The 12953-nt window shown below is 67.1% G+C and carries 12 protein-coding genes and 1 other RNA gene; 2 read left to right on the top strand and 11 right to left on the bottom strand.

The genetic code is table 11. The features are described from left to right. Nucleotides 1–96: 96 nt before the first annotated feature. The 9 genes from murD to IED13_RS08790 form a co-directional block, all read right to left on the bottom strand. Nucleotides 97–1545, bottom strand: coding sequence for a UDP-N-acetylmuramoyl-L-alanine--D-glutamate ligase (murD, locus tag IED13_RS08830; protein ID WP_191123947.1), 1449 nt, complete (start codon nt 1543–1545; stop codon nt 97–99). Between the two features lie 10 nt (nt 1546–1555). Next, nucleotides 1556–2638, bottom strand: coding sequence for a phospho-N-acetylmuramoyl-pentapeptide-transferase (gene mraY / locus IED13_RS08825; protein WP_113252483.1), 1083 nt, complete (start codon nt 2636–2638; stop codon nt 1556–1558). 37 nt (nt 2639–2675) lie between these two features. After that, nucleotides 2676–4100 carry a UDP-N-acetylmuramoylalanyl-D-glutamyl-2,6-diaminopimelate--D-alanyl-D-alanine ligase gene (locus tag IED13_RS08820; protein WP_191123946.1) on the bottom strand — a complete coding sequence of 475 codons (1425 nt, stop codon included), beginning with the start codon at nt 4098–4100 and terminating at the stop codon, nt 2676–2678. After that, a complete protein-coding gene (locus tag IED13_RS08815) occupies nt 4100–5551 on the bottom strand; it encodes a UDP-N-acetylmuramoyl-L-alanyl-D-glutamate--2,6-diaminopimelate ligase (protein ID WP_191123945.1) in 1452 nt (483 codons plus the stop codon). The genes IED13_RS08820 and IED13_RS08815 overlap by 1 nt, the downstream gene beginning before the upstream one ends. Nucleotides 5552–5578: 27 nt before the next feature. Then, nucleotides 5579–7357, bottom strand: a complete 1779-nt coding sequence (locus IED13_RS08810; protein WP_191123944.1) for a peptidoglycan D,D-transpeptidase FtsI family protein — start codon at nt 7355–7357, stop codon at nt 5579–5581. After that, the gene (gene ftsL / locus IED13_RS08805; protein WP_112763959.1) at nt 7354–7740 is read right to left on the bottom strand and encodes a cell division protein FtsL; all 387 of its coding nucleotides are present in this window, start codon (nt 7738–7740) and stop codon (nt 7354–7356) included. The genes IED13_RS08810 and ftsL overlap by 4 nt, the downstream gene beginning before the upstream one ends. A gap of 2 nt (nt 7741–7742) precedes the next feature. Next, nucleotides 7743–8783, bottom strand: coding sequence for a 16S rRNA (cytosine(1402)-N(4))-methyltransferase RsmH (rsmH, locus tag IED13_RS08800; protein ID WP_191123943.1), 1041 nt, complete (start codon nt 8781–8783; stop codon nt 7743–7745). Further along, on the bottom strand, nt 8780–9253 hold the full coding sequence (locus IED13_RS08795) for a division/cell wall cluster transcriptional repressor MraZ (RefSeq protein ID WP_051987495.1): 474 nt from the start codon (nt 9251–9253) through the stop codon (nt 8780–8782). The genes rsmH and IED13_RS08795 overlap by 4 nt, the downstream gene beginning before the upstream one ends. 338 nt (nt 9254–9591) lie before the next feature. Then, nucleotides 9592–10074: a MarR family winged helix-turn-helix transcriptional regulator gene (locus IED13_RS08790; protein ID WP_112763957.1), complete on the bottom strand. Its 483-nt coding sequence runs from the start codon at nt 10072–10074 to the stop codon at nt 9592–9594. 147 nt (nt 10075–10221) lie between these two features. Here IED13_RS08790 and IED13_RS08785 point away from each other — a divergent pair, with 147 nt between their 5' ends. Next, nucleotides 10222–10644, top strand: a complete 423-nt coding sequence (locus IED13_RS08785; protein ID WP_038358895.1) for an organic hydroperoxide resistance protein — start codon at nt 10222–10224, stop codon at nt 10642–10644. A 64-nt stretch (nt 10645–10708) separates the two neighbouring features. Here the strand turns inward: IED13_RS08785 and rnpB are convergent. Next, nucleotides 10709–11100, bottom strand: an RNA gene (gene rnpB / locus IED13_RS08780) — RNase P RNA component class A. A gap of 56 nt (nt 11101–11156) precedes the next feature. After that, nucleotides 11157–11744, bottom strand: a complete 588-nt coding sequence (locus IED13_RS08775) for a lytic transglycosylase domain-containing protein (protein ID WP_166652987.1) — start codon at nt 11742–11744, stop codon at nt 11157–11159. Nucleotides 11745–12200: 456 nt separating this feature from the next. Here IED13_RS08775 and IED13_RS08770 point away from each other — a divergent pair, with 456 nt between their 5' ends. Continuing rightward, entirely contained in the window at nt 12201–12950 is a 750-nt protein-coding gene (locus IED13_RS08770; RefSeq protein ID WP_038358897.1) for a molecular chaperone DjiA, read from the top strand. The last annotated feature ends 3 nt before the right edge of the window (nt 12951–12953 follow it).

The raw sequence follows: 12953 nt of genomic DNA, 5'->3' as shown, positions 1-12953 counted from the left end.
AAGTGGAGATCCGGGATCCATGCCTGAACAGTTCCGGCATGGATCCCGGGCCAAGGCCCGGGATGACCACGCGTTTCCGACTCAAATCAGCAAGCTCTACGGAGCGGTGGATTTCCCGCCCGCACCGAAGGGCTCGAATCCCGGCAACGCCATGACCAGCTTGCGGAACGCCTCGCCGCGCACCTCGAAATTCGGGAACTGGTCGAAGGAGGCGCAGGCCGGCGAGAGCAGCACCGCGATCTCGCCCTCGCCGGATTTCGCCAGCGCGTCGCGCGTCGCATCGGCCACCGCCTTGTCAAGCGTGACGCTGCGCTCATAGGCGACGCGCCCGTCATCGTCGAAGGTCGCGGCGAAGAGGTCGCTCGCGGCGCCGATCAGATAGGCTTTGGCGATGTTCGGGAAATAGCGGCGCAAGGACTCGATGCCGCCCTCCTTGGCCTTGCCGCCGAGGATCCAGAAGATATCGCGGAAGGAGGTCAGCGCCTTCTCCGTGGAATCCGCGTTCGTGGCTTTGGAGTCGTTGATGAAAACGACGCGGCCGATCCGGCCGAGTTCCTCCATGCGGTGCGCCAGCCCCGGATAGGTCTTGAAGCCCGCTTCGATCTCCTCCGCGCTCAGGCCCAGCGCCGAGCAGGCAGCGAAGGCCGCAGCCGCATTCTGCGCATTGTGCGAGCCGCGCAAGGAGCCGATGCCGGCGAGATTGGCGACGACGCGGGGCTTGCCGTCCTTGACCTCGACGATGCGCGTATCGAGCCGGCCCTGATTGGCGGTGACGCCCGCAAAGACGCCCTCGTCCAGTGGCTGCTCGCCGCTGATCTTCACCAGCGGGCGGCCCCCGGCGGCCCGGCGGCGCGCCATCTGCTTGGAAGGTTCGTCATCGACGCCGACCACGGCGATGTCCGCAGCCGAAACCAGCCGCTCCTTGATCCCCGCATAGTTCTCCAGCGAGCCATGCCGGTCGAGATGATCCGGCGTCAGATTCATCTGGATGCCGACGGTCGGCGCGAGCGAAGGCGCGAGGTCGATCTGATAACTCGAGCACTCGATGACATGGATGCGGCTCGCCGCCGGCGGCTCCAGCGCCAATACGGCCGTGCCGATATTGCCGCCCATCTGGACGTCGCGACCGGCCTGCTTCAGCACATGCGCGATCAGCGCCGTCGTGGTCGACTTCCCGTTGGTGCCGGTGATGCAGACGACCGGAGAAGCCAGCGCGATCTTCGCCCGCTCCAGGAAGAACAATTCGACATCGCCGATGATCGCGACACCGGCTGCCTTGGCCTTCCCGACCGTCCAGTGCGGCTCGGGATGGGTCAGCGGCACGCCGGGCGAGAGCACGAAAGCCGCGAAACCCGACCAGTCGGCGCTGGCGAGATCGACGACGGCGATGCCCTCGGCCGCCGCCTTCTCGCGGCTTTTCTCATTGTCGTCCCAGGCGGCGACCTCGGCACCGCCCGCCTTCAGCGCGCGTGCCGTGGCAAGGCCGGAACCACCGAGGCCGAACAGGGCGACCTTGCGCCCGGCGAAGACCGTGACGGGCGTCATCTTTCCGCTCTCAACGCAGCTTCAGCGTGGCGAGGCCGACCAGCGCCAGCACGACGGAGATGATCCAGAAACGGATCACCACCTGCGGCTCGGTCCAGCCCAGCTTCTCGAAATGGTGGTGGATCGGCGCCATCAGGAAGACGCGCTTGCCGGTGCGCTTGAACACCCCGACCTGGATGATGACCGAGAGCGCCTCGACCACGAAGAGGCCGCCGACGACGGCGAGCACGATCTCATGCTTGATCGCCACCGCGATGGTGCCGAGCAGCCCGCCAAGGCCGAGCGAGCCGGTGTCGCCCATGAAGATCTGGGCCGGCGGCGCGTTGAACCAGAGAAAGCCGAGCCCCGCCCCGATCACCGCCCCGCAGATCACCGCAAGCTCGCCCGCGCCGGGAACGTGATGGATCTGCAGGTAGTTGGCGAAGATGACGTTGCCGACGAGATAGGAGATGAAGCCGAAGGTGCCGGCCGCGATCATTACCGGCACGATGGCGAGCCCGTCGAGCCCGTCCGTCAGGTTCACGGAATTGCCGGCGCCCACCACCACGAAGGCCGTGACCAGCGGGAACAGGATGCCGAGCGGGATGATCGCTTCCTTGAGGAAGGGCATGGCGAAGCCCGACGAGATCGCCGGGGGCTGAATCTGCATGATGAGGTAGCAGGCGATCAGCGCGACCACGACCTCGATGGCGATGCGCGCCCTGCCCGAGAAACCCTTATGCGACTGCTTCGTCACCTTCAGGAAGTCGTCATAGAAGCCGATGGCGCCGTAGGCAGCGGTGACGCCCAGCACGATCCAGACATAGGGGTTGCGCAGATTGCCCCAGAGCAGCACGGCGGCGAACAGACCGGACAGGATCATCAGCCCGCCCATGGTCGGCGTGCCGCGCTTGGCGAGATGCGATTCAGGGCCGTCGGCGCGGATCGGCTGGCCCTTGCCCTGCTTGATGCGCAGCCACGAGATCGCCGCCGGCCCGAAGAAGAAGACGAAGAGCAGCGCTGTCGCCGTCGCCCCGCCCGCCCGGAAGGTGATGTAGCGGAAGACGTTCAGCACGGGGAAGGTGCCGGACAATTCGGCGAGCCAGGCGAGCATGTCTTGGTGTTCTTTCGGGAAACGTTCGGAGGGTGGTTCAGTCTTCGGACGGCACGGCGGGAAAGCGCGCGAGGAGCGCCTTGACGATCGGCCCCATGCGCGAGCCCAGCGATCCCTTGACCGTGACGACGTCGCCGGCGCGGACCGCCTCGAGCACGAGCGGCTCCAATTCGCCCGCCGCGGGGGCATAAGCCCCCCGCATGGCCGAAGGCAAGCTCTCATAGAGCCCTTTCATCAGCGGCCCGCAAGCGAAGACCCTGTCGATGCCGTTCGTGACGAGCGGCTCCGCCAGCCCCTTGTGCAGCTCAGGCCCGCTCGGACCGAGCTCGAGCATGTCGCCGAGCACCGCGATGCGCCGCCCCCTGCCCTCGACCGGCAGGCGCCCGAGATTCTCGATCGCGGCCCGCATCGAGGCGGGGTTGCCGTTATAGCTTTCGTCGAGCAGCGTGAAGCGTCCGCCCGGCATCTGCAGCACCTGTCGCGCGCCACGTCCCGCCGGCGGCCTGAGGTCAGCGAGCGCCAGCGCAGCCAGCGCGAGATCGGCGCCGAGCGCATGGACGGCGGCGAGCACGGCCAGCGAGTTCAGCACGATATGCTTGCCCGGGCTGCCCAGCTTGTAGGTCACCGGTTGGCCGAGCACCCGCGCCTCGACCGTCGAGATGTCGGGCTTCAGCGCGCAGGAGACGAGCCGGACATCGGCATCGGGGCTTTCGCCGAAAGTGATGATCCGCCCGGCCGGACCGGATTTGGCGATGTCGCGCAGCAGTTCGGATTGCGGGATGTCGGCATTGACGATCGCCGTGCCGCCCTTTTCGAGCTCCCAATAGACCCCGGCCTTCTCCTCCGCGATGCCTTCGAGCGAGGCGAAGGCGGCGAGATGCACCGGCGCGATCGTGGTGACGATGGCGACCTGCGGGCGCACCAGCCGCGCCAGCGGCACGATCTCGCCGGGGCTGTTCATGCCGATCTCGTAAACGCCATAGGCGACACCGGCCGGGGTGCGAACCAGCGTCAGCGGCACGCCCCAATGGTTGTTGTAGGAGGCGACCGGCGCATGGGTCTTGCCCTGGCGCGAGAGCACGAGGCGCAGCGCCTCCTTGGTGCCGGTCTTGCCGACCGATCCGGTGACAGCGACGACACCGGCCTTCAGCTCCGCCCGGCGGGCCGAGCCGGCAGCCTCCATCGCTTTGAGCACATCGGGAACGATGGCGAGCGCGCCCGCCCCGTTGAATTCCGCCGCATGGGCCTCGTCGATCACCGCGAGCGCCGCGCCCTTCTCCAGCGCGCCCTTGACGAAGTCGTGCCCGTTACGCGCCTCGCCCGTGATGGCGAAGAAGACGTCGCCGGGCTCCAGCGTGCGGGTGTCGATCGAGGCGCCGGTCACAACCGGCGGCACGGCGCCTTCGGACCGCGCGCCAAGCGCGGCGATCAACTTGTCTCCGCTCCACAGGGGCGCGCTCATCACTGGATCTCCGACAACGCTTTCCGGACCACGTCGTGATCGGAGAACGGCAATGTGCGCTCGCCCACGATCTGGCCGGTTTCATGGCCTTTTCCGGCCACGACCAGCAAATCCCCAGGCATCAGCATGCATACCGCGCTTCTGATCGCCTCCTCGCGGTCGCCGATTTCCAGGAGCCTCGGCGAGGCGGCCATGATCTCGGCCCGGATCACCGACGGATCCTCGCTGCGCGGATTGTCGTCGGTGACGATGGCGATGTCGGCCTTCTCGGCGGCGATGGCACCCATCAGCGGGCGCTTGCCCTTGTCGCGGTCGCCACCGCAGCCGAAGACGCAGATCAGCCGCCCCGTCGCATAGGGACGAAGCGTCGTCAGGACCGCGGCGAGCGCATCGGGCTTGTGGGCGTAGTCGACGACGACGAGCGCGCCATTGGCTTCGCCGACCCGTTCGAGCCGCCCCGCCACCCCCGCCAGCCCGGAAATCGCCCCCAACGCCCGTCGCTTATCCTCGCCGGTCGCGATGGCGAGCCCGGCCGCGACCAGCGCGTTTCCGGCCATGAAGTCACCGACCAGCGGCAGCGAAACCGAAATCCGCTCACCGCCGAAACCGATGCTCAGCCGCTGCACGAAACCGTCCCGCTCATTGGCCAGCAGCGTCAGCGTCTCGCCCTTGCGGCCGACGCCGATGATCGGGTGCCCGCCTGCTTCAGCGGCGCGCGCCGCCTCTTCGGCATAGGGCTCGTCCCGGTTGATCACAACCGGCGCCCCGGCCGGCAGCAATTCCCAGAGCCGGAGCTTCGCGGCGAGGTACTCTTCGACGCTCGGGTGATAGTCGAGATGGTCGCGGCCGAGATTGAGGAAGGCTCCTGCCTTCAGACGCACCCCATCGAGCCGGCGCTGGTCGAGCCCATGCGAGGAGGCCTCCATCGCGAGATGGGAGACGCCCTCGCCGGCCAGCCTGTCGAGCGTGGCATGCAGTGAAAGCGGGTCGGGCGTGGTCAGCGAGCCGTAATCGGCACCCTTCGCGGTGACCACGCCGATCGTGCCGACGCTGGCGGAGGAACGCCCGAGCGACTGGAAGATCTGGCGGGTGAAGTCGGCGACCGAGGATTTTCCGCTCGTCCCTGTCACAGCGACGATGGTTTCGGGCTGGCGCGGATGGAGCTTCGCCGCCGCCAGCGCCAGCGCGAGGCGCGGGTCCTCGACCTCGGCGAAGGCGACGCCGGCCGGCAGATCCGCCGGGCGCGGGCCGCCCGAAACGACGGCGATGGCGCCATGCCCCACCGCATCCATGATGAAGCGCGCGCCATCCGCCTTGGCACCGGCAAGCGCGACGAAGACGTCGTCCCCCGTGACCTTGCGGCTGTCGAAGGCGACGCCATGCACTGGCTGACTGGCGGCGTCAGCCTCGAAGGTCTCGGGAAAGAGGTCTCCGAGGCTCAGTCCGGTCATCGTCATGCTCACCGTTATAGGCCGAGATCAGCGCGAGCCCCAGGCCCCGAGCTTCGCCATCAGCGGGAAGGGCGAAGGCGGCGGGTCGAAGCGCGGTGCGACGCCGAGCAGCGGAGCCGCGCGTTCGATCAGCTTGCCCGTGGTAACGCCGCCGTTCCAGGCCGCAGTCGAATAACCGCCGCTCTCGGCATAGCCCTTCGGCTCGTCATAGATGGTGAGGAAGAGATAGCGCGGCTTGTCGGACGGCACGATGGCCGTGAAGGTGGTGAAGTTCTTGTTCTTGGAATAGCGACCGCCGATGACCTTCTCGGCCGTGCCGGTCTTGCCGCCGACGAAATAGCCGGCGACATCCGCCTTCTTGGCCGAACCCTTCTCGCCGTTGATGCGCATGATGAAGCGCAGCGCCTCGGAGGTCTCCGGCTTGATCACGCGGGTCGCGACCTGCATCGCCTCCTCCTGCGAGCGCTTCAGGAAGGTCGGCTTCATCAGATAGCCGCCATTGACCAGCGCGCCGACCGCAGCGATCGCCTGCAGCGGCGCGACGGCAAGGCCGTGGCCGAAGGCGATGGTCGCGGTGTTGATCTCGCCCCAGCGCTGCGGAACGATCGGGGCAGCGCTCTCCGGCAACTCCGTCGTCATCCGGTCGAGCTGCATCATCTTCTTGAGGAAAGCCTTATGGCCCTCGACGCCGACGGCCAGCGCCATCTTGATCGAGCCCATGTTCGAGGAATGCACGAAGACCTCGGGGACAGTCAGGGTCCGGCCGGTGCCGTGATATTCCTTGATGACCTGGCGGCCGAACCGCATCATCCCGCCGGCGGTCGAGAAGCTGGAGTTGATGTTGACCTTGCCGGAATCCAGCGCCATCGCGATGGTCAGGGCCTTGAAGGTCGAGCCCATCTCGTAGACGCCGACACTCATCCGGTTGATCCGGTCCTTCTCCAGCGCATCGACCGGATTGTTCGGGTCGAAATCCGGCAGCGAGACCAGCGCAATGACCTCGCCGGTGGTGACGTCCATGATCGCGCCCGCGGCGGCGATCGCCTTGAAACGCTCCATGCCCTTGACCAACTCGTCGCGCAGCACATGCTCGACGCGCAAATCGATCGAGAGCTTGATCGGCTTCAGGTCGCTCGCCTGGCTGGTGAGGCCGGCGCCGTTCAGGTCCTGCAGCCCTTGCGAGTCGATGTACTTCTCCATCCCGGCGATACCGATATTGTCGATATTGGCGAAGCCGAGCACATGGGCCGCGGCCGGGCCGTTCGGGTAGAAGCGCTTGTGCTCGGGCAGGAAGCCGACGCCGGGTATCCCGAGGCGGTAGACCTCCGCCTGCTGGCGCGGGGTGATCTCGCGCTTGACCCAGACGAAGCCCTTCTTGGTGCCGAGCTTGTCGCGCAGATCCTTGGCGTCAAGTTCGGGTAGCACCGCCGTCAAAAGCTCGGTCGCCTCGTCCTTGTCGAGGATCTTGCGCGGCTCGGCGAAGACCGAGACGACGCCGATATCGGTGGCGAGGATCTCGCCGTTGCGGTCGACGATGTCGGGCCGGGCCGCCGAAATCGCGTTCGAGCTCGCCCGCCGGATGCCGACCTGCTCGTTCGGCAGCGTCGCCAGCAGCGCGAGCCGGGCGGTGATCGCGATGAACAGCACCGAGAAGCCGAGGATGACGAGGCCGACGCGCGGCTGCGCCTTCTCGCCACTCATATGGAAGACGTCGCGCAGCCAGGCGAGACGCGAACGCTGGACGGGCGCCTCGAAGATTTCCGTCTCGGCCGCGGAGGCCTGTTCGGTCCGGGTCGTGTCGGTCATGGCATGGCTCCGGGCGTGGTCGCGCTCGCCTTAGCGCTCCTCGGCGTCTCCGTCGGCAGGCCGAGGCCCAGATCCTCGAGCTTGCGGCCGATGGCATCGACCTTGGGGCCGCGATTGGGAATCTCGGACGGCTTCACCACCTGCGTCGCCTGGAAGGGCTGCAGATCGAGATGCCGGTCGGCCAGCGTCTGGATGCGGTCAGGGCGGTTGAGGAACTGCCATTCCGCCTTGAGCACCTGGATCGCGTCGCGCTCGCGCTGCGTCTTGGTCTTGAGCTTCTGCAGGTGCTCGGTCGCCAGCGTCGTCTCGTACTTGATCGTGTAGGCATAGACCGCCGAGGAGACGAGCGCGCCGATGGCGATGACATGGAGAAACTTGATCACGCTCAGCTTCTCCGGCGTGGCGAGGGTTCGGGAATGCCGGCGAGCGCGACGAGCCCGGCCTCGGCCCGGCGCGGCGGCGCATCGAGGCGCTCGGCGACGCGCAGCTTGGCCGAGCGTGCGCGCGGATTGGCCCGCATCTCCGCCTCGGACGGCGCGACCGCGCCCCTCTCGACGAGGCGGAAGGTCGGCTGCCTCGCCGCGACCGCCGGCGCATGGCGCGAGCCGGACGGGACGCGGCCGGAGCGTTCGGCCAGGAACTGCTTGACGATGCGGTCTTCCAGCGAATGGAAGGTGACGACCACCAGCCGTCCGCCCGGACCCAGCACGGCTTCCGCCGCATGCAGGGCGCGAACCAGCTCGCCGAGCTCGTCATTGACCGCGATGCGCAGCGCCTGGAACACCCGTGTCGCCGGGTGCGCGCCGCCGGGCTCGCCCCTGACGATGCCGGCGACGAGATCGGCAAGCTGCTTCGTTGTGGCCAGCGGCGCCTTGCGGCGCGCCTCGATCACGGCCCGCGCCACGGCGCGCGAACGGCGCTCCTCGCCATAGTGATAGAAGATATTGGCGAGCAGCCCTTCCTCGGCCTCGTTGACGACGTCGGCGGCGCTCTGCCCCTCGCCGCTCATGCGCATGTCGAGCGGACCGTCGAAGCGGAACGAAAAGCCGCGCTCGGGCTGATCGATCTGCATCGACGAGACGCCGATATCGAGCACGACGCCGTCGAGCGGGACCATACGGAAGCGCTCGGCCTCCTCGGCGAGTTCGCCGAAGCGCGCCTGAGACAGCGTCAGCCGCCCGGCCATCGCCGCAACCAGATCGGCCCCGCCCGCGATCGCGCTCGGATCACGGTCGAGCCCGAGCAGGATCGCATCCGGCGCGGCATCGAGGATCGCCTTGCTGTAGCCCCCTGCCCCGAAGGTGCCGTCGAGATAGCGCCCGCCCGGCTTCGGCGCGAGCGCGGCCAGAACCTCCGCGAGAAGCACGGGCACGTGACGAGGCGCCTCGCCACCGGCACCGTCACGACGGTCACCCTGGTCCGTCATGAGCTCGAACCTCCTGCCGTAACGGTCAATCCTCCAAGCGTCCGCTTGACGTCGCGCAGCCGGCTCCGCGCCGCGTCGAGATGGGCGCGGAAGCGCTCCGGCTCCCAGATCTGGAATTTGTGGCCATGCCCGACGAACGTCACCGCGTCGCCGATGCCGGCATGCGCCTTCAGCGCCTCGCTCAGCACGATCCGCCCCTCCGGGTCGACCTTCAGCACCTCCGAGGTGCCGTTCAGCGCCGTCGAGAGCAGCTCCCACTCGTCCGAGAACGGCGAGAAGCGCGCCAGGATGTCGTCGATCGTCGCCCGCAGCGCATTGCCCCCGGCATCGAGCGCCGGCAGGTCGAGCCCCTGATGGACGTAAAGCCCCTCGTAGCCGTCCTTCGCGAGAACGGAGCGAAAGCTCGAAGGAATGGAAACGCGCCCCTTGGCGTCCAGCCGGTTGGTGAAGTTCGAGACGAAGCGGTCCATCAACGCCGCCTCCCGGCCTGCTCTCCACATCACCGCCGGACGCAGGTCCGTGCGGCGGAAAACCCCTCCGTCGAAGCAGGCAAGCAGCGCCCGGCGACCAAAATCCGCGCGGCACACGGAGCCTGATCTGAGAACTGCCTGTCGGCTTCGACGGGATGATTTGGGATATCATGGGCAATCATGGGCGTCAATGGAATCGCCGGCACGAGTCGGTGCCTGCGATGGCTCGCTGCCATCACAGCCCGTTATGGTTAAGTATCCGTAAGCACGGGGAATTCGCCTCGTTTCCGCCGCAATTCAAAGCGGCGGACCGAGCGAGAGCCTGCAAAAAAATCCGCTCAATCCTCGCGGGCGGCCGCCAGCAGGGCATCCCGGACAAGGCCGAGCTGCTCGCGCAGCCCCTTGGCTCCGGGCGCGGTCGCCCCCAGCGCACAGCCGATCGCCTCCTGAACGCGACGCCCCCTCGCCCGCAGGGCCTCGCCCTTCTCGCTCAGATGGATGCGCACCTGCCGCTCATCGACCGCGTCACGCTCGCGGCGGAGGATGCCCGCGCTCTCGAGCCGCTTCAGCAGCGGCGTCAGCGTGCCGGAATCCAGCATCAGCCTTTCGCCGAGCGCCTTCACCGTCGGCCCGTCATCTTCCCACAATGCGAGCATGACGAGATATTGCGGATAGGTCAGCCCGAGCTCGGCCAGCACCGGCCGGTAGACGCGGTTGAAGGCATGGCTCGCCTGATAGATCGCGAAGCACAATTGCTGGTCGAGCCGCGGCGTTGCGGCGTCGCTCTGCTCGCGGTCGGATTTGTCCCCGGACACCATCATGCCTCTGCCATCGCCTTCTCAACGCAAAGCCGAAACCGGAGCGACAATCAACTCCGCGTGATCATCTCAAATTTCATTGTTGACAATCTAATTGCACACAATCTAAATGGCAAGCATTGGTTCACCTGAGAGAGAAGGAACCCGACCATGAAGATCCTCTACACCGCCCATGGCTCCGCCACCGGCGGCCGCGAAGGCCAGGCCGCGACCGATACCGGCAACGTCAAGCTCGTGCTGAACACGCCGAAGGAACTCGGCGGCGGCGGTGGCGACGGCACCAACCCGGAGCAGCTTTTCTCGATGGGCTATTCGGCCTGTTTCCTCGGCGCGCTGAAGTTCGTCGCCGGCAAGGAGAAGGTGAAGATCCCGGAGGATGCCCGAGTCAGCGCCGATATCGGCATCGGCCCGCGCGACGACGGCACCGGCTTCGGCATTGCGGCCAAGCTGACGATCTCCGTTCCCGGCGTCGACAGGGCGGTGGTCGAGGACCTCGTCCAGAAGGCCCATATCGTCTGCCCGTATTCCCACGCCACCCGCGGTAACATCGACGTCGAGCTGAAGGTCGCCTGAGAGCCGCATGGTGCAGGACAAGCGAAAGGGCCGGGATCGCTCCCGGCCCTTTCCGCATCCGGTAGGTGCCAGTCGGCCTATAAGCCGGGTTCTGGATGGCTGCGGAATTTCTTCCGCAACGTGACGGCCATTCCTCTGGGACGCGCATTGCTGCGCGCCTCGAGCAACCAACCCGGACGACAAGGCTCAGAAACCAGCCCCTCCCCGCTTGCGCGGAAAGCATCGTCCCTATTCGGTTTTGCTCCCGGTGGGGCTTGCCATGCCGGCCCCGTTGCCGGGCCCGCGGTGCGCTCTTACCGCACCTTTTCACCCTTACCTGCGGCCGAAGCCGAAGGCGGTTCGATCTCTGTGGCGCTTTCCCTGGGGTCGCCCCCGCCGGACGTTATCCGGCACCGTGTTTCCGTGGAGCCCGGACTTTCCTCCCCCGCAAGCGGGAGCGGCCGTCCGGCCGACTGGCGAGGGGGAGATGCGCGCTGGCGCGGCCGGCGTCAAGCGCGGCCGCAAAATAGCGGTCAGTTGCGAGCGGTGATGGTGCGCACTTTGGCACAGTAGGTGCGGTTGGCGCCGTTCATATGCGTCGTCATATGGCCGCTCTGGTACTTCATGACGGTGCGGCAGGTATCGCCGCCGGCCATCCGATAGGCCATCGCCAGATATTTCATGCCGTAGCGGGCGTTGGTCTCGGCATCGAGCAGCCCGTTCGCACCGCCGGAGTAGCCCAGGCCGCGTGCAGTCTGATGGCGGATCTGCATCAGGCCGAAATTGCCGGCATGGGATGCGCGCGGATTGTAGCGGCTCTCGATCCGCACCACGGCATCGGCCAGCGAGAACGGAATCCCGTTCTCGGCGGCATGGCGGGCGACCAGCGCCCTCAGCCCCTCGGAACCGGCCGGCGCGGCGAGCGGCGTCCTGCCGGAACGCGCCTCGGCGGCCTTGACGTGGCGGAGATCTTCCTTCGCGGCGGCGCGGGCCTCCTTGCCCGTTTTCGCCGCCGCCTTGGTCGCGGCAGCGCCCAGGCTTCCAGTCGTGTCGCCGGCCTTCTCGCGAGCGATTTCCGCGTCGCGAACGAGCAGCGCCCTGGGGTCCGTTTCCGCGTTCACGAATTCCCCCGCCGACGCAATCGCGGGAAGGCTAATCAGGAGCGCAGCAGCGAGACCGCCAAAGACATACCGCATGATGAACCGAACCTCATCTGGACAGAACTGATTGGAAGGTGCGGTCAAATGCTGATGGAATGTGTCCATAATCTGGCGTCATCGACAGAAAAAGACCATGTAGATTGTGCAACTCGGAATTTAATCTATATTAAGCTGTGAAGTATTTAAACGTATTCGGCGCCCCTATAAGCTTCGCCGGCGCATCGGGAGGCGCCGCGAAGCAACAAAAGCGAATCACGGCCACGTTTCCGCCGCATTCCGATCAATTCGTACGATTCGATGCGTCAGGCCGTCGCGTTGCGGGCTCGTCGACCGGCCGCCTCTTGATCGCAGCCCTTCGCGCTCCCATCATGCAAGCCGCGCTTCGGCGCATGGGATTCACGGGAGACCCGGCCTTTTATGGCTTCATCATTCTGGGGTGCGCTCGGTGGCGGCGGGCTTGGGCTCGCGCTGGGCGGCCCGTTGGGCGCGCTCCTGGGGGCTCTCGCCGGGCATGTGCTGATCGATCGCGAAGGCGCTCCCTTCGGCCCGGCCCCACGCGAGCTCGTCTTCACCACCGGCCTCGTCGCGCTGGCCGCCAAGATGGCGCGCTCAGACGGTGTCGTGACCTGTGACGAGGTCACCGCGTTCCGGCGCATCGTCGACGTGCCGGCCGATCAGCAGGAGCGTGTCGAGGCGCTGTTCAATCTCGCCAAGCAGACCAGCGCCGGCTTCGAGGCCTATGCCACGCAGATCGCGGGCGCGTTCCATGACGAGCCGGCGCTGCTGGAGGACGTGCTCGACGGCCTCTTCCTGATCGCTGCCGCCGATGGCGCGATCCATGAGGCCGAGCATGCCTATCTCCGTGCCGTCGCCGGCATCTTCGGCATCGCCGACAGCGACTTCGCCCGCATCGAGGCGCGGCATGTCCGCCGCCGCGACGATCCCTATCTGGTCATCGGCGCCAACCGCGAGATGAACGATGACGAGCTGAAACGGCATTATCGCCGCCTCGTCGCGGCGACGCATCCGGACCGCGAGATCGCGCGGGGCCTTCCGGCCGAAGCCGTCGCGATCGCGACCAAGCGTCTCGCGGCCATCAATGCCGCCTGGGACGCGATCCAGCACGAGCGCGGCCTGCATCGCCGCCTCTCGCATCAGCCCGCCTGACAC

The organism is Allobosea spartocytisi, from assembly GCF_014764685.1.
In the GTDB taxonomy this organism is placed as follows: Bacteria; Pseudomonadota; Alphaproteobacteria; order Rhizobiales; family Beijerinckiaceae; genus Allobosea; species Allobosea spartocytisi.
This window is presented reverse-complemented; position numbering and strand designations above follow the sequence as displayed.